This is a genomic window from Massilia sp. GER05, from assembly GCF_052056005.1.
Taxonomy (GTDB): Bacteria; Pseudomonadota; Gammaproteobacteria; order Burkholderiales; family Burkholderiaceae_D; genus Telluria; species Telluria orientalis.
Map to the genome: position 1 here is coordinate 4627349 of NZ_CP178858.1, position 16363 is coordinate 4643711.

Consider the following 16363-nt stretch of genomic DNA (forward strand, 5'->3'; position numbering starts at 1 on the left):
CCGCCGATCGCCGGTAGGATGGCCGAGGTCTAGCGAGGAGATCAGCATGCAAGCATCGAACGAGAGCGCCGGCTACGACGTGGGCGCCATCATGGGCGGCCTGTACGGCGACGGCATCATCGCCTGCAAGGGCGCCTTCAGCGCCGCGTGGGTAGCGCAACTGAAGGAAGACATCGAAACCCTGTTCGCCGAGGCGCGTGCGCGTCCGAACGGCGCCCTCGAACGCGGCCCGTGCCGCTATTACGTCGAGGTGCATCCGGAACGGCTGCGCGGCTTCGCCGAGCTGGCGACGCACCCGTGGGTCGTCGCCGTGTGCCGGGCCGTGCTGGGGCCGGACTACAAGATCGTGGAGGTCGGCTTCGACATCCCGTTCCCGGGCGCCATGCACCAGCCGTGGCACCGCGACTTTCCGTCGCCGCCGGAAACGCTGGTCGGGCGCCGCCTGAATTCGCTCGCCTTCAACCTCACGACGGTGGATGTGACGGAAGAGATCGGCCCATTCGAGATCGCACCCGGCACGCAATGGGACGACCTCGCCGGCGGCGACCTCATGTTTCCCGACAAGTCGCTGTACCCGCGCTACGAGGCGCGCGCCCAGCGCAAGCTGCCGAAAGTCGGGGACATCTCGGCCCGTTCGGCCCTGACGATCCACCGCGGCACGGCGAACCGCAGCCAGCAGTCGCGTCCCGTGCTCGTGCTGGGCGTGGATGCGCCGGACGGCCGCAACGCCGACAAGCACGACTTGCAGGTGACGCAGGCCTATTGGGATGCGCTGCCGGCCGAGGTGCGCGACCACTTGCGCTGCCGCATCGTGCCGGCGCTGGAACACATCGAACAGGCCCACGCGATCGAGGGCCTGAAGATGGGGCTTACGGTTTAGGGATGTCCTGCGGCGGCTTGCCGACGCGGCGCAGCTGGTCCGACTGCTGGTCGAGGTTCACTTCCTCGGCCACGTCGTAGCGGCCGTCGCCGGCATCGTCCCCTGGCAACAGAGACTCCGAGCGGTTTTCGGCGCGCTGCTGCTGGCCCGGATCGGCGCGCTGGGCGCTTTGATCCTTGCGTTTGTCCTGTCCTGTCATGGCGTCCTCCCGATAGTGGTGTCGGGCCGATTATGGCGCGGGGAAGGGCGGCCGCGGCGCACGCTACTTGCCGTCGCGGCGGCGCGCGGGCAGGTTCTTTTCCAGGATCGCCCACAGGATGAGCCCATACGCCAGCAGGCGCACGAGGTAGTGCAGGGGCGTGTCCTCGGCCTCGTCGAACGTCAGCGCCGACACGATGCGGTGCACGCCCTCGATGCCGAACGACAGGGAGAAGTACAGGAAGAAACGGTCGCGCGAGTTGCGCCAGAAGCGCAGGAAGAACAGCGCGATCACGAAGGAAGCCATGACGATGGCGCCGGAAATCAGGTTGCTCATGTCATTCTTTCTCGTAGATGAGGCCGTACAGCAGCAGAAGCATGGCCACCAGGGCCGACACCTGGCGCACGGGGAGCAGGTAGATATCCGGGAACACGACCTTGTCCAGCATGAGGAACACGTTGTTCACGGTCAGTGCGGCGAACGAGGCGCCGCTCCAGAACAGCAGCCGGTGGCCGGTGCGCCGATAGCTGCCCAGCAGCAGCCAGGCGCACGCCAGCGACGTCAATGTACACAGCGAATAGATGGTAATCGCCATCATGAATCCTTACGCCATTTGAACGCGTCCGCAAATTGCTGGGCCTTGCGGTCGAGTGAAGAGTGGATCAGGTGGGTGACTTCGACGAGGTGCGTCGCATACGCATCGGCCAGGCGGTCGATCCGTTCGCGCAGGCCGGCATCGGCCGGGCCATAGCGGTAGGCCCCGGCTTCCTCGCACGGCACAGCGATCCTGGCCGTGCACAGGTCGGCGAGCAGGTCTTCCGCCGTCTTTTCGCGCACGTACAGCCGCCGCGCCAGCGTATCGCGGCGCCAGGCGTAGTCCGGATCGGCGCGCATCAGCAACAGCGCTTCCAGGAAAGGGACCGAGGGGATGCTGGTCAGCACGAAGCGCCGGAGGTCCTCGGGTATGGAGGAATTATCCATCGCCATTTAATTTGGACAAATGTACTTAGCTTTTTGAAACTTGGATTGTATAGCATTCTTTTCGGAAATGCAGGTGGATTTCAAGCGTGCGCGGCTATGCACACAGGAAACCCCTGAGGAAGCGCAAGCGCGCGTCGGCTAAAATGGCGCGATCGTTGATTTGTCTTTTCATCATGTTCAAGAAGTTTGTCACGCCGGCGCTCGTGCTGGCATCGCTGTTATCCCTCGGCGCGTGCAAGCGCGAGTCCACGAACCCGGCCCCGGCCCGCGTCCAGACGGAAGCGCGCGCACCGCAGCCGCAATCCTGCGACGACCATTTCGTGGCCGGCCAGGCGCCGCGCATCACGAATCCCAAGCTCGGCAACAAGACGGAAACCCTGTGCTTCAACGTGTTCAGCGTGCTGCACTCGGGGATCACACGCACGCCGCTGTGGTCGGCGGAACACCTGCAGGCAGAGAATATCGCGGCGGCGCAGGATTTGTCGCGCGAAAACTCGTTCCATTCCGAAGCGCGCCTGCCGGCCGGCCAGCGCGCGGAGTTATCGGATTACTCGCGCAGCGGCTACGACCGCGGCCACATGGCCCCGAACGGCGACATGCCGGATCGCGACAGCCAGCGCGACAGCTTCAGCCTCGCCAACATCGTCCCGCAGGACGGCGCGAACAACCGCAACCTGTGGGCCGGCATCGAAGGCGCCGTGCGCAAGATGGCGAAGAAGGAGGGCGACCTGTACGTGGTGACGGGGCCGGCCTTCCTCGGCGCCGACCTGAAGAAGATCGGCAACGTGCTCGTGCCGACCCATTTGTATAAACTCGTGTACAGCCCGCGCCAGCGCGCCGGCGCCGCGTGGTTCGTCGAGAACGCGGCGGATGCGAAGGCGAACGTGATCCCGATCCCGGAGCTCGAGCGCATCATCGGCATCAACCTGCTGCCCGCGCTGTCCGACGCCGAGAAGGAACGCGTGCTGGCGCTGCCGGAAGTGCGCGTCAAGCCGTCCCGCAACCGTAAATAGGAACCTTATGACCAAGTTTGCACCCTACGAGAACGAGGCCGACGTCGTCGAGATCGGCAACCTGACGCTCGAGAACCGGCTCGACCGGGTCACGGTGGCGGGCGACGTCGACCTCACGGCCGACAAGGACGGCCTGGCCAGGGCGCGCCTGCTGCACGACCTGCTGGGCCGCATCGTCGCCGGCCTGGAAGCGCGCGACCTGCCGGACCGGCTGCCGCCGCCCGACGTGAAAACGGTCGCCAATCCGTTCGGCTGACAGCCGGATTGCCGCGTGCCGGTCGGTGCGCGTGCTCACTGAACCCATGGATAACATGGACGAAACGCGGGCCACACGGCCCGTTTTTCATGGGTGCGATACGCATGAGTTGTAGCCGGTCAATGGTGCGCGCAACGCGGCCGCTTTGGAGTAGTCTCGACAAGGAACCGGCGTGAGGAGCTCCACGCGGAAAACGTCGTGCTCGGAGGCGAGCAGGTCGGCGTGGCGCGCTTCGCGGAAGCCGGTGTCTTCTTCACCAATACAGCGGAGGAACATCATGCGACACACCCTGGTAGCAGTCTTCGACAACCGAAGCGACGCACAAAGCGCCCTGGACGAATTGCTGGCGTCGGGCTTCCCGCGCACCGATGCGAGCCTCTCCAGCGCCGACCCCACCGGCCAGTCGAACAGCGTCACCGGCGACAACGAGTTGCTGGAGGGCGAACGCGAGGAAGGCTTCGGCGCCTCGATCAAGCACTTCTTCACGGGCCTGTTCGGATCCGACACGAACGAACACGCGATGAAGTACTCGTACGCCGTCACGCGCGGCCATCACGTCCTGACCCTGACGACCGACTCCGAGCCGGAAGTCGAACGCGCCGCCGACATCATCGAGCGCTTCGGCCCCGTCGACATCGACGAGCACCACGACCAGTGGACGCGCGAGCCGGACAACGCGGGCGTCCCCGGAGGCGCGGCGTCCGCGATGCGGCAATCGGGCAGCATGTCCGCGCAGTCGGGCAGCCCCGGATCGGGTTCCGCCTCGTCCGGCTCGTACCAGGGCACGCCCCCGGGCACGGAACCGGGTTCGCTGCAGTTCACGGGCCACGACGACCGCAACTTCTTCGCCACGCAGAACATCAACGATCCGGTCCCGAAAGGGCAGACCTACGAGGAGCCGCTGGGCGCCTCGGAGCAGTCGGGCGGATCGATGGACAGCGCCATCGGCGGCAACACGCTGAGCGGCACCCAGAGCTCGGCGCAGAACCCGGCCACCTCCTCGTCGCTGCAGTCGGCGCAGAGCGGTTCGCTGAACCAGAGCGGCGCCACGCTGCAGGGCACCGCATCGATTCCCGGCTCGGACGACACGTCGCTGGGCGGCACGGCCCGCGTCGGCAGCTCCATGCAGCGCGATACGGGAGGCTCCGTCTCGCGCGGGAACGTGCGCGTGTTCTCGCATGACGGCGGCATGAGCGATACGTACGACGATACCTACCGCAGCCACTGGAACGACAATTACTCGAGCCTGGGCGGCAGCTACGACGACTATGCACCCGCATACCGCTACGGCAGCGACATGCGGCGCGACGCGACTTACCGCGACCGCGCGTGGGACGAGGTGGAGCCGGACCTGCGCACCGACTGGGAAACGCGCCATCCGGGCGAGTCGACGTGGGAGAAATTCAAGGCGGCCGTGCGCCATGGCTGGGACAGGATCACCCCGGACCTGAACACGGACGACTGGTACCACTCGGACTGGCACGACAATTATTCGAGCCTGGGCGGCGGCTACGCCGACTACGAGCCGGCCTACCGCTACGGCACGGAGATGCGTTCGAGCGCCAGATACCGCGACCGCTCGTGGGACGAGGTGGAGTCGGACCTGCGCAGCGACTGGGAATCGCGTCATCCGGGCGAGTCCACGTGGGAGAAATTCAAGGCCGCCGTGCGCCGCGGTTGGGACAAGATCACCCCGGACATCGATAACGACAGCTATTACCGCAGCCACTGGAACGCGCGGTACTCGAACGCGGACGACAACTACGACGACTACCTGCCGGCCTACCGCTACGGCAACGAAGCGCGCCGCCTGCAGAAATACCGCAGCCGCCACTGGGACGACGTGCAGTCCGACCTGAAATCCGACTGGGACTCGCGCTACACGACGGGCGGGTCGACGTGGGAGAAGTTCAAGGACGCCGTGCGCCATGGCTGGGACAAGATCACCCCGGACATGGACGACGACTCGACCTACTACCATACGCACTACGAGTCGACCTACGCCGCCAGCGGCACGGACTTCAACGACGTCGCGCCGGCCTATCGCTACGGCAACGAGATGCGCAGCAGCGGCACCTACCGCGACCGCGACTGGGACGACGTCGAGCACGACCTCAAGAAGGACTGGCACAGCAGGTACGGCACGGACAACGAACCGTCCGCGTGGGAACGCATCAAGGCGGCCGTCCGCCACGGCTGGGAAAGCATGACGGGCGAGACGACGTCCACGGACGACGACAGCCACTACCGCACGCACTGGACGAACACGTACAAGCCGGGCGGGACGAGCTACGACGACCTGGCCCCGGCCTATCGCTACGGCGCCGAGATGCGCAATGACGTCCGCTATCGCAACCGCGACTGGTCGGACGTCGAGAACGACCTGCGGGCCGACTGGGATACGCGCTACGGCAAGGATGGCGCGTCGACCTGGGAGAAGATGAAGGCCGCGGTGCGGCACGGATGGGACAGGGCGACCATCGGCTGACCGTCGCCCCAAGGAGGCGGGGACCCATGCCGGGTTGAACGAGACACTCGGCAGGGATTCCCGCCTGCGCGGGAACGACGTGGCTTATGCCAGTTCGGTGAGGGGCAAGCTGATCCGGTTCCGTCCCATATGCTTGGCCCGGTACAGCGCCGCATCGGCAATGGCGACCAGTTCGCTGGCGCTGTTGTCGGGCGTGGCGATCGCGGTGGCCGCGCCGATCGACACGGTCACGTGCTGTCCCGGCGCCAGGCGGTTGGGGACTTGCAATTGTTCGACGCGGGCGCGGATGCGTTCGGCGACGGTCGCGGCGCCCTTCAGTGACTGGTTCGGCAGGATCACGGCGAATTCCTCGCCGCCATAGCGCGCCACGAGGTCGTTGGCGCGCATTTCGCTGGCGACGGCCGTGGCGATCCGTTTCAGGCATTCGTCGCCGCCCAGGTGGCCATTCGCGTCGTTATACGCCTTAAAATTGTCCACATCCACCATCAGCAGCGACAGCGGCTGGCGCTGGCGCAGCGCGCGCGCCCATTCGGCGTGCAGCGTCTCGTCGAAGCAACGGCGGTTGGCCAGGCCCGTGAGGCCGTCGCGCGTGGCAAGTTGTTCGAGCGCGATCTGGGCCAGCTTTTCATCCGTCATGTCGCGCAGCGTCTCCACGACGGCGGCCAGCCGGCCGCGTTCGTCGTAGATCGGGCTCGCGTCCGCAGCCAGGTAGCGCCGGCGGCCCATGCGCGGCATGTCGCACCAGCTTTCGGCGGACAGGTGCGGATCCTCGGGCAGGCCGATGCGGGGCTGGTGCGCTTCGCCGGCGCGTTCTTCGATCAGGAGGTCGGCGAGGGTGGGGCGGCGCTCCTCGAAAAAGCTGCGCCAGTGGTCGCGCGTACCGATGATGTCGCGCGCGGGCACGCCCGTCAGCCGCTCGCAGGCGCGGTTCCACAGCATCACGCGGGATGTCGTGTCGAGGACGAAAATGGGAATGGCCAGCGTCTCCATCAACTGGTGGGCGAAAGCGCGATCGGCCGGCGCGCCCGAGGCATCCATGAGCCGCTGTATTGTTGTTGTGCTTGTCATGTACCGTCCTTCGGTTCTGATTAGCAATTACTTGCTGACGAGAACCGATTGTGCGCTACAGACAATGGCGCCCCCTTGATTTTCAGCAAGGGTGGACGGGGCTGTTACCCCGGCTCGTCGGCGTGGGTGACGATCGCCTGGGCGACCCGGTCGACCCGGGTGCACAATAGATCGATGCGCGACGCGAGGAGCGGATCTTCCAGCGCGTACTGGCGGCGCACCTGCAGCAGCTCGGTCTGGATGGCCACCAGTTGCGCGAGCGGGTCGAGGTTGCCGCGGCGGCCGTCCGGGCCACCCGTCAGCCGCCCCAGCAGCATATCGGACTCGGCCAGCGCCTGGTCGGCCTGGCTGCGGGCCTTCTGTTCCCGGCACAGCGCGGCCTCCAGGCGCGCGATCTGGTCCTCGCTGTGCACGCGCCGGAACAGCACGGCAAACAGCACGGACAACGCGACGAGCACCAGCACACCCAGTTGCAGCCGCTCCGGCACCGCGAGCATGCGGGCGTGTTCGGACAGGCCGAACCACGCGGTGAGCAACAGCAGGGCCCCGAGCGTGACACGCAGCGACTGAAGCAGCAGGGTTTTCATCACGATCCCTCCGGCGAGGACTAGGACGACTTGATTAGGAACTTTCCGTATCCAAAGGTACGACTTTCCGAATGGCACGTTTTTGCTCACCATCAATTTTGCCATCTTTACAGCACCATGCGTGGGAAATGCGCCTCTTCTGCCACCCGGCCGGGGCGCGGTATAATGGAAGGTTGACGCGAGCCTTACCGGATTTTTACTGTGACTTACAGCATCAAAGAGATCTTCTACACCCTGCAGGGCGAGGGCGCCCATGCGGGCCGCCCGGCCGTGTTCTGCCGCTTTTCCGGCTGCAACCTGTGGACGGGCCGCGAAGCGGACCGTTCCACGGCCGTCTGCCAGTTCTGCGACACGGATTTCGTCGGCACCGACGGCGAACGCGGCGGCAAATTCAAGGATGCCGCCAGCCTCGCGGCGGAAATCAATGGGTTGTGGCCGGAGACCTATCCGGCCAGCAAATACGTCGTATTCACGGGCGGCGAGCCGCTGCTGCAGCTGGACGCGGCCCTGATCGACGCGATGCACGCCGTCGGCTTCACGATCGCCATCGAGACGAACGGCACCTTGCCGGTGCCGCCGGGCGTGGACTGGACCTGCGTGAGCCCGAAGATGGGCTCGACACTGGTGGTTGCAAAGGGCAACGAGCTCAAGGTCGTCATCCCGCAGGCGGGCCAGGACCTGGCCGCGTACGAACACCTGGATTTCGACAACTTCTTCGTGCAGCCGATGGACGGCCCGCTGGCCCAGTTCAACACGCAACTGGCCATCGACACGTGCCGCCGCAACCCGAAGTGGAAGCTCAGCCTCCAGACCCATAAACTCCTGAACATCCCCTGAGCACACATGCTGACCATTACCCGCAAGCTGGAATTCGACGCCGGCCACCGCATCCCCGACCATAAAAGCCAGTGCCGCAACCTGCACGGCCACCGCTACACGCTGGAAATCACGCTGACGGGTGCCGTCATCGACGTCGAAGGCAATTCCGACAACGGCATGATCATGGATTTCTCGGACATCAAGGCACTCGCGAAAGCGCACCTCGTCGACGTCTGGGACCACGCCTTCCTCGTGTACGAGAAGGACGAGTCCGTGCGCGGCTTCCTCGCCAGCCTGCCGAACCATAAAACCGTCGTGATCGACCGCATCCCGACCGTGGAAAACCTCGCGCAGGTGGCGTGGAACATCCTGAAGGCGGCCTACACCGACCGCTACGGCACCGGCCTGCGCCTGCAGAAGCTGGTGCTGCACGAGACGCCGAACTGCTGGGCCGAAATCACGGATGCCTGAAGCGGACGACAATACGTACATGGGCCTGGCCCTGCAGGAGGCCCGCAAGGCCTGGGCGGCGGGCGAGGTGCCCGTGGGCGCCGTCGTCGTGCGCGACGGCGCGATCATCGCCACCGGCTTCAACCAGCCGATCGGCCGCCATGACCCGACCGCGCACGCGGAAATCGTCGCCCTGCGCGCGGCGGCGGACAAGCTCGGCAACTACCGGCTGCCTGGCTGCGAGCTGTACGTGACGCTCGAACCCTGCGCGATGTGCTCGGGCGCGATGATGCACGCGCGCCTGGCCCGCGTCGTGTACGCGGCGCCCGATCCCAAGACGGGCGTGTGCGGCTCGATCCTCGACCTGTTCGCGCTGGAGCAGTTGAATCACCACACGGACGTCGTCGGCGGCGTGCTGGCCGACGAAGCGAGCGCCATGCTCAAGGGGTTCTTCGCCGAGCGGCGTGCCGCCCGGCGCACGCAAGGCTGACACCACCCGTTTGCCAAAAATGATATGCTGGTCCCAGGCCTTCGCTGCTTCCCGGTAGCGGAGGATTTCACGACCCAGCTATCGACAATGCCTAGCCTGAACGCCAACGGGATCCGCATCGCCTTCGACACGGCGGGCGATCCGAAATCCGTACCCCTGCTGCTGGTTTCGGGCCTCGGCCTGCAATTGACGGCCTGGCCGGACGAATTCGTCGAAGGCCTCGTCGAGCTGGGCTTTTACGTGATCCGTTTCGATAATCGCGACAGCGGCCTGTCCACCAAGTTCGAACACGCCGGCACGCCGAGCCTCGGGCTCGCCTGGCTGAAGTCGCTGCTGCGCATCCCGCTCAAACCGCCGTACCGCCTGGAAGACATGGCCGACGATGCGATCGGCGTGCTGTCCGCGCTGGGCGTCGCCCGCGCCCACGTCGTCGGCATGTCCATGGGCGGCATGGTCGGACAGCTGATGGCGGCCAAGTACCCGTCGCGCGTGCTCAGCCTCACGTCGATCATGTCCAGCAGCGGCCGCCGCGGCCTGCCGGGCCCGACGCAAGTGGCCCGCCGCGCGCTGCTGCGCCGTCCGCGGGGCGCCGGCGACATCGACGCGGCGATCGAGTACAACGTGCAGCTCCTGCAAGCGATCGGCAGCCCGGCCTATCCGACGCCGGAAAAACACCTGCGCCGCCGCGTCGCCCGCGCGCTGCGCCGCAACTGCTGCCCGGGGGGCGTCGTGCGCCAGATGCTGGCCGTGACGGCCTGCGGCGACCGCACGCCGCAGCTGCAGACGATCGTCGCGCCGACGCTCGTGATCCACGGCGCGGCCGATCCGCTCGTGCCGCTCGCGTGCGGCGTCGACACGGCGCAGGCGATTCACGGCGCCCGCCTCGAAGTCATCGAGGGCATGGGGCACGACCTGCCGCCCCAGCTGCTGGAGCGGCTCCTCGCCTTGATCGACGCCCATGCGCACGGTAAGATGGCGCCCGACTCGACACCAAGGCTCTTCGTCAAACAGTGACCATCCCAAAACCGGGCATTGCCCTCATCGCGCCGGGCAGCTACGCGCCCGAGCCGGAAGCGATCCCGCGCGGCATCGCGCGCCTCGAAGCCCAGGGCATCCTGGTCCACAATTACTACAAGCACGAAGAGCGCCACCAGCGCTTCGGGGCCACGGACGCGGAACGCCTCGCCCAGCTGGAAGCGGCGGCCGCCGACCCGGACGTGCAGGTCGTCATGGCCATCCGCGGCGCCTACGGCATGACGCGCCTGCTGCCGCACATCGACTTCGAACGCATGGCCGCCAGCGGCAAGATCTTCGTCGGGTACTCCGACGTCACGGCATTCCACATGGCGCTGTACGCGACGACGGGCGCCCTCAGCTACGCCGGGCCCATGTTCACGGCCGACGTGGGCACGGCCGAGCCGAACGAATTCACGCTGAACGATTTCTGGCATTGCCTGGCCGGTCCCACGCACACGATCTCCGGCCACGGCGCGGCCAACCCGCGCCTCGACGCGACGGGCATCGTCTGGGGCGGCAACCTGGCGATGGTCATGTCGCTGATGGGCACGCCGTACTTCCCGTGCATCGACGGCGGCATCCTGTTCCTGGAGGACATCGCGGAGCACCCGTTCCGCGTGGAGCGCATGCTGCTGCAGCTGTTGCAGGCCGGCGTGCTGGACAAGCAGCGCGCCATCGTGCTGGGCGATTTCTCCGGCTACCGGCTCGGCGCGAACGACAACGGCTACAACTTCGACGAAATGCTGGCGTATGTCCGCGCGACCTTGCCCGTGCCGGTGCTGACGGGGCTGGAATTCGGCCACATCGCGCGCCACGTGACGATTCCGTTCGGGGCGCAGGGGCATTTGCAGTGCGATGGCGACCGTTGGTCGCTGAAGATGTCCGATTACCCGACGCTCTCGGCCGCCTGACGCAGGTCACCCGACAGAGAGATCCTGCCCAACACAGCTTGGGCATTCGTCGTACCCACTCCTTGCTATATGCCCACTGCAATGGCCTCGAATTTCCAGGGGTCTCGGCAGGCCGCGTCCGCTCGCCCAAGCGGACCAAGGTAGCTTCTCATGGCGCATAAAAGAATTTAACAAAAGTAACATTTGGCTAGAATGTTACGTGTTTTGCCTACTGGAATGATGCAATCGTGAACTTCAATCAGCATTGCGTCACGATTTACATTTATTCCGGGAGGACGTCAAAACTTAACCATCTCATTATTGGATGCTACGGATCAGGTTACGAATGAAGATTCTCAAATATACGCCCATGCTCGCGCTACTGACTGCATGCGCATTGGACCCCGTCGCCACGGCGGATTATTCAGGACTCGGCGATAGCGAGGTAGCAAAAACGCTTCGATATTCCGCCTTTACCAGCAGTGTCGGTATCGATTATGCGGTCGGTCAGCTCGTCAACAAGCCGGACATCCTTGCAATGCCCGACCCACGCGGGAAACTCGAGCAATTGGGCTTCACTTGTGTCCCGACGCCGCCTGCGGACTGCACATATGATGGCTCCGCCAAAACCACGATCATGAGCCCGGATGCTTCGCGCACCGAAAGGTACAAACTTACCATCCATATTGCTGCAAAGATTCGTCGAAACGCGATAGAAATCGCGAGCACGACAAAACGCGAAAATTACTAGGAAGAAAAGATGCAGATTATTCAGGCCGCAAATCCAAATTTGGCGGGCACAACAGTAATGCTGTCCTTTCCACACTCGCGGCGTGCATGCAGCTTGAACCATTCAAGTTCGACGGATTCTCTCCCGGCTTAAATGACGTTATTTTAAACTGGGAAACCATCAAGGTAATCCAGGCTCAAAACGGCTTCGGCCAGGCGTCCGGCGGTGGCGGTGACTCGACGGGCGGGAGCGGGGGCGGGTCGAATGGTGGCGGCGATATCAAGCTGCCCGATGTTCCCCAAGTGGCGGAAAAAAGAGGGGCGGCTACTGGCAGAATCCAGGGTCGATCAGCCCGACCTCCGATACAGACTATCTCGCGGCAACGAAAGCAAACGATACCAATGTCGGGACGTTGGCGGCACACGACGTGTATAGCGCCACGGGCACGGAAAATCACGTTCCAGTGACCACTGTCGGGGTCTCGGACCATATCGCGTTATTGTAGTAGCCACAGTTCGGCCCCAGGCTGTCAGCGCTAGGCTGGCAGCCACACTTCGATTCCCCACACTGTTCACCTCGGCATGTCGCCGCGCGCGTTTCCTCGACTTGGCTCGACGCCTATTGTTTTTCATCGGTTCATACAGCGGGTTATGGCGGTGTTGTATAATGGTTGTTTCGGCATTAAGCCGTTGATTCTCCTAAAGAAATAGACAGGTACTAATGTTAAGTACAGCCAACATCACGATGCAGTTCGGCGCCAAGCCGCTGTTCGAAAATATTTCCGTCAAGTTCGGCGACGGCAACCGTTATGGCCTCATCGGCGCCAACGGCTGCGGCAAGTCGACCTTCATGAAGATCCTCGGTGGCGACCTCGAGCCGTCCGCCGGCAACGTCAGCCTCGACCCGCACGAGCGCCTCGGCAAGCTCCGCCAGGACCAGTTCGCCTACGAAGACGTGCGCGTCCTCGACGTCGTCATGATGGGCCACACGGAACTGTGGGAAGCCATCCGCGAACGCGACGCCATCTACGCGAATCCGGAAGCGACCGACGAGGACTACATGAAAGCGGCCGAGCTCGAAGGCAAGGTCGCCGAATACGACGGCTACTCGGCCGAAGCGCGCGCCGGCGAACTGCTGCTGGGCCTGGGCATCGCCACCGACCTGCACCAGGGCCCGATGAGCGCCGTGGCGCCGGGCTGGAAGCTGCGCGTGCTGCTGGCGCAGGCCCTGTTCTCGGATCCGGACATCCTGCTGCTCGACGAACCGACCAACAACCTGGACATCCACACCATCAGCTGGCTGGCCGACATGTTGAACCAGCGGAACTCGACGATGATCATCATCTCGCACGACCGCCACTTCCTGAACTCGGTCTGCACGCACGTCGCCGACATGGACTACGGCACGCTGAAGGTCTATCCGGGTAATTACGACGACTACATGGAAGCGTCGACGCAGGCCCGCAACCAGCAGCTGGCCAACAATGCGAAGGCGAAAGAGAAGGTCGCCGAGCTGCAGGACTTCGTGCGCCGCTTCTCCGCGAACAAGTCCAAGGCCCGCCAGGCCACGTCGCGCGCCAAGATGATCGACAAGATCAAGATCGAGGAATTCAAGCCGTCCTCGCGCGCCTATCCGTTCGTCCGCTTCGAAGGCGAGAAGAAACTACACCGCCTGGCCGTCGAGACGGAAGGCCTGTCGAAATCGTACGACCGCCAGCTGTTCAAGAATTTCTCGATCATGGTCGAGGCCGGCGAACGCATCGCGATCATCGGTGCCAACGGCGCCGGCAAGACCACGTTGCTGCGTTGCATCGGCAGCGGCCCGATCACGGGTCTCGACGCCGACACCGGCCGCGTGAAGTGGGCCGAGAATGCGAATCCGGGCTACATGCCGCAGGATCCGACGGAAGAATTCGCCACCGACCTGAACCTGACCGACTGGATGGGCAAGTGGACGAAGGAAGGCGACGACGACCAGGCCGTGCGCTCGATCCTGGGCCGCCTGCTGTTCGGCGGCGACGAGGTCAAGAAGTCCGTGCGCGTGCTGTCCGGTGGCGAGAAGGGCCGCATGATGTACGGCAAGCTGATGCTGGGCCGTCACAATGTCCTGCTGCTCGACGAGCCGACGAACCACATGGACATGGAATCGATCGAGTCGCTGAACATCGCGCTGGATAAATACGCAGGCACCCTCATCTTCGTGTCGCACGACCGCGAGTTCGTGTCGTCGCTGGCGACCCGTATCCTGGAGATCAAGGAAGACCGCATCATCGACTTCCAGGGCAATTACGAGGATTACCTGAAGAGCCAGGGTCTGGATTGATTTTTGTGACGCGAACATGATTCGCGCATGAACGGTGGGCACGGGGTGCCCACCCTACGTGGCGCGTGCCGTAGGGTGGGCACCCCGTGCCCGCCTTCGTTTCGGAGAGTACAATTTGTATATGAATACCATTGCCCCCGTTAAAATCTTTGAATACGACCGGCCGGTCGGCGGCGCGTGTTCCACCGCCGAGGCCTGGGCCCGTACCCCGTCGCCGCTCGAAGTCGAACAAAAGACCGCGCTGAAGGACCGCATCCGCCGCCTGCTGAAAGAGCGCGAAGCCGTCCTCGTAGCGCACTACTACGTCGATGCCGACCTGCAAGACCTCGCCGAGGAAACGGGCGGGTGCGTGTCGGACTCGCTGGAAATGGCGCGCTTCGGCCGCGATCATCCCGCCAGGACGCTCGTCGTGGCGGGCGTGCGCTTCATGGGCGAGACGGCGAAGATCCTGAGCCCGGAAAAGACGATCCTGATGCCGGACCTGGACGCGACCTGCTCGCTGGACCTGGGCTGCCCGGCCGACGAGTTCGCCGCGTTCTGCGACCAGCATCCGGACCGCACGGTCGTCGTCTACGCGAACACGTCCGCCGCCGTGAAGGCGCGCGCGGACTGGATGGTGACCTCGTCGATCGGCCTGGACATCGTCAAGCACCTGCACGACCAGGGCAAGAAGATCCTGTGGGCGCCGGACCGCCACCTGGGCTCGTATATCCAGAAGCAGACGGGTGCCGACATGCTGCTGTGGCAGGGTTCCTGCCTCGTGCACGACGAGTTCAAGGGCATCGAACTGGACCTGCTGCGCGCGGAGTACCCGCACGCGAAAGTCCTCGTGCACCCGGAATCGCCGGCCAACGTCGTCGCCCAGGCGGACGTCGTCGGCTCGACCACCCAGCTGATCAACGCGGCGCAGACGATGGATGCGACGCACTTCATCGTCGCCACCGACAACGGCATCCTGCACAAGATGCGCATGGCCGCGCCGGGCAAGACCCTGATCGAAGCCCCGACGGCGGGCAACAGCGCCACCTGCAAGAGCTGCGCGCACTGCCCGTGGATGGCGATGAACGGCCTGCAGAACCTGGCCGACGTGCTGCAAGCCTCTGACAGTAAAAACGAGATCTTCGTCGATCCGGAAATCGGCAAGCAGGCCAAGCGCGCCATCGACCGCATGCTCGACTTCGCCGCCGCCAAGAAGGCGAAGGCGCTGCCGACCGGCGCGCTGGAGCAGGAAGCCAACCTCTTCAAAGGAATCGGTCCCGCATGAGCAATCTCCGCAACCCTTACGCCGACGAAGGCCAGTTCGACGACAAGCTGCAGGCCGCATTCGAACAGAACCTGCTGGCCGCGCTGCTGGAAGACGTCGGCAGCGGCGACCTGACCGGCAAGCTCGTGCCGGAAGCGCCCCGCGCGAAGGCGCGCGTGATCGTGCGCGAGCAGGCCGTCCTGTGCGGCGCGCCGTGGTTCGAAGGCGTCATGCTCGCCGTCGACCAGGACATCGAGATCGACTGGAAATATGCCGAGGGCGACGTGATGGCGGCCGACAGCGTCGTCTGCACGATCGAGGGCTCGCCGCGCTCGCTGCTGACGGCGGAGCGCTCGGCGCTGAACTTCCTGCAACTGCTGTCCGGCGTCGCGTCGGCCACGCGCACCTATGTCGACGTCATCGCCGGCACCAGGGCGCAGATCCTCGACACGCGCAAGACGCTGCCGGGGCTGCGCCAGGCGCAGAAGTACGCCGTGCGCGTGGGCGGCGGCGCGAACCAGCGCATGGCGCTATACGATGGCATCCTGATCAAGGAAAACCACATCGCGGCCGCGGGCGGCATCACGCCGGCGCTGCAGGCGGCGACCGCGCTGAACGCGGGTGTGTCGATCCAGATCGAGGTGGAGTCGATCGCCGAACTGGAAGAAGCGCTTGCGGCTGGCGCAACGTCGGTCCTCCTCGACAATTTTGACCTGGACATGATGCGCGAAGCGGTGCGCATCAACGAGGGACGGGCGTTGCTGGAAGCGTCCGGCGGCATCAATATGCAGACCGTACGTGCGATCGCCGAGACCGGGGTCGACCGGATTTCGATCGGCGGCCTGACCAAGGACGTCAAGGCGACGGACTACTCGCTGCGCATTATTGGCTGAGAGCCCCAAGACCCGTCGTTCCCGCGGAGGCGGGAAC

Annotated in this window: 20 protein-coding genes; 13 read left to right on the plus strand and 7 right to left on the minus strand. The window is 64.8% G+C overall.

Annotation, left to right across the window (positions count from 1 at the left end):
* Nucleotides 1-46 precede the first annotated feature (46 nt).
* Nucleotides 47-880 (plus strand): phytanoyl-CoA dioxygenase family protein, encoded by an 834-nt coding sequence (locus ACL58G_RS20500; protein ID WP_413388652.1) that lies wholly within the window; start codon nt 47-49, stop codon nt 878-880.
* On the opposite strand, the gene ACL58G_RS20505 is transcribed toward ACL58G_RS20500, so the two are convergent.
* The 4 genes from ACL58G_RS20505 to ACL58G_RS20520 all read right to left on the minus strand — a co-directional run bounded on the left by ACL58G_RS20505 (nt 870) and on the right by ACL58G_RS20520 (nt 2060).
* A complete protein-coding gene (locus ACL58G_RS20505) occupies nt 870-1079 on the minus strand; it encodes a hypothetical protein (RefSeq protein WP_413388650.1) in 210 nt (69 codons plus the stop codon). The genes ACL58G_RS20500 and ACL58G_RS20505 overlap by 11 nt on opposite strands.
* A 63-nt stretch (nt 1080-1142) precedes the next feature.
* Nucleotides 1143-1415 carry a DUF5985 family protein gene (locus tag ACL58G_RS20510; protein ID WP_413388648.1) on the minus strand — a complete coding sequence of 91 codons (273 nt, stop codon included), beginning with the start codon at nt 1413-1415 and terminating at the stop codon, nt 1143-1145.
* Nucleotide 1416: 1 nt separating this feature from the next.
* Nucleotides 1417-1677, minus strand: a complete 261-nt coding sequence (locus tag ACL58G_RS20515) for a DUF5985 family protein (protein WP_413388646.1) — start codon at nt 1675-1677, stop codon at nt 1417-1419.
* Complete coding sequence (locus tag ACL58G_RS20520) at nt 1674-2060, minus strand: hypothetical protein (RefSeq protein WP_440962978.1); 387 nt, start codon at nt 2058-2060, stop codon at nt 1674-1676. The genes ACL58G_RS20515 and ACL58G_RS20520 overlap by 4 nt, the downstream gene beginning before the upstream one ends.
* Before the next feature lie 173 nt (nt 2061-2233).
* On the opposite strand from ACL58G_RS20520, the gene ACL58G_RS20525 reads away from it, so the two are divergent.
* Both ACL58G_RS20525 and ACL58G_RS20530 read left to right on the plus strand, forming a co-directional pair.
* Nucleotides 2234-3073: a DNA/RNA non-specific endonuclease gene (locus tag ACL58G_RS20525; protein ID WP_440962979.1), complete on the plus strand. Its 840-nt coding sequence runs from the start codon at nt 2234-2236 to the stop codon at nt 3071-3073.
* 7 nt (nt 3074-3080) lie between these two features.
* Nucleotides 3081-3329 carry a hypothetical protein gene (locus tag ACL58G_RS20530; protein WP_413388642.1) on the plus strand — a complete coding sequence of 83 codons (249 nt, stop codon included), beginning with the start codon at nt 3081-3083 and terminating at the stop codon, nt 3327-3329.
* Between the two features lie 87 nt (nt 3330-3416).
* Here ACL58G_RS20530 and ACL58G_RS20535 read toward each other — a convergent pair whose 3' ends face one another.
* Nucleotides 3417-3608: a hypothetical protein gene (locus ACL58G_RS20535; RefSeq protein WP_413340816.1), complete on the minus strand. Its 192-nt coding sequence runs from the start codon at nt 3606-3608 to the stop codon at nt 3417-3419.
* On the opposite strand from ACL58G_RS20535, the gene ACL58G_RS20540 reads away from it, so the two are divergent.
* Nucleotides 3607-5817, plus strand: coding sequence for a hypothetical protein (locus tag ACL58G_RS20540; protein WP_440962980.1), 2211 nt, complete (start codon nt 3607-3609; stop codon nt 5815-5817). The genes ACL58G_RS20535 and ACL58G_RS20540 overlap by 2 nt on opposite strands.
* Before the next feature lie 84 nt (nt 5818-5901).
* On the opposite strand, the gene ACL58G_RS20545 is transcribed toward ACL58G_RS20540, so the two are convergent.
* Both ACL58G_RS20545 and ACL58G_RS20550 read right to left on the minus strand, forming a co-directional pair.
* Complete coding sequence (locus tag ACL58G_RS20545) at nt 5902-6885, minus strand: sensor domain-containing diguanylate cyclase (RefSeq protein WP_440962981.1); 984 nt, start codon at nt 6883-6885, stop codon at nt 5902-5904.
* A gap of 104 nt (nt 6886-6989) precedes the next feature.
* The gene (locus ACL58G_RS20550; RefSeq protein ID WP_440962982.1) at nt 6990-7421 is read right to left on the minus strand and encodes a hypothetical protein; all 432 of its coding nucleotides are present in this window, start codon (nt 7419-7421) and stop codon (nt 6990-6992) included.
* A 252-nt stretch (nt 7422-7673) separates the two neighbouring features.
* On the opposite strand from ACL58G_RS20550, the gene queE reads away from it, so the two are divergent.
* The 9 genes from queE to nadC all read left to right on the plus strand — a co-directional run bounded on the left by queE (nt 7674) and on the right by nadC (nt 16326).
* Nucleotides 7674-8309 carry a 7-carboxy-7-deazaguanine synthase gene (queE, locus tag ACL58G_RS20555; RefSeq protein ID WP_440962983.1) on the plus strand — a complete coding sequence of 212 codons (636 nt, stop codon included), beginning with the start codon at nt 7674-7676 and terminating at the stop codon, nt 8307-8309.
* A gap of 6 nt (nt 8310-8315) precedes the next feature.
* Nucleotides 8316-8762: a 6-carboxytetrahydropterin synthase QueD gene (gene queD, locus ACL58G_RS20560; RefSeq protein ID WP_413388633.1), complete on the plus strand. Its 447-nt coding sequence runs from the start codon at nt 8316-8318 to the stop codon at nt 8760-8762.
* Nucleotides 8755-9231 (plus strand): tRNA adenosine(34) deaminase TadA, encoded by a 477-nt coding sequence (gene tadA / locus ACL58G_RS20565; protein ID WP_413340804.1) that lies wholly within the window; start codon nt 8755-8757, stop codon nt 9229-9231. Before queD ends, tadA begins: the two co-directional genes overlap by 8 nt.
* 87 nt (nt 9232-9318) lie before the next feature.
* Nucleotides 9319-10245: an alpha/beta fold hydrolase gene (locus tag ACL58G_RS20570; protein ID WP_440962984.1), complete on the plus strand. Its 927-nt coding sequence runs from the start codon at nt 9319-9321 to the stop codon at nt 10243-10245.
* On the plus strand, nt 10242-11159 hold the full coding sequence (gene ldcA, locus ACL58G_RS20575; protein WP_440962985.1) for a muramoyltetrapeptide carboxypeptidase: 918 nt from the start codon (nt 10242-10244) through the stop codon (nt 11157-11159). Before ACL58G_RS20570 ends, ldcA begins: the two co-directional genes overlap by 4 nt.
* 325 nt (nt 11160-11484) lie before the next feature.
* Entirely contained in the window at nt 11485-11889 is a 405-nt protein-coding gene (locus tag ACL58G_RS20580) for a hypothetical protein (protein ID WP_440962986.1), read from the plus strand.
* Between the two features lie 699 nt (nt 11890-12588).
* The gene (locus ACL58G_RS20585; RefSeq protein ID WP_440962987.1) at nt 12589-14190 is read left to right on the plus strand and encodes an ABC-F family ATPase; all 1602 of its coding nucleotides are present in this window, start codon (nt 12589-12591) and stop codon (nt 14188-14190) included.
* A gap of 121 nt (nt 14191-14311) precedes the next feature.
* The gene (nadA, locus tag ACL58G_RS20590; RefSeq protein WP_413388626.1) at nt 14312-15454 is read left to right on the plus strand and encodes a quinolinate synthase NadA; all 1143 of its coding nucleotides are present in this window, start codon (nt 14312-14314) and stop codon (nt 15452-15454) included.
* Complete coding sequence (nadC, locus tag ACL58G_RS20595; protein ID WP_413388625.1) at nt 15451-16326, plus strand: carboxylating nicotinate-nucleotide diphosphorylase; 876 nt, start codon at nt 15451-15453, stop codon at nt 16324-16326. Before nadA ends, nadC begins: the two co-directional genes overlap by 4 nt.
* The last annotated feature ends 37 nt before the right edge of the window (nt 16327-16363 follow it).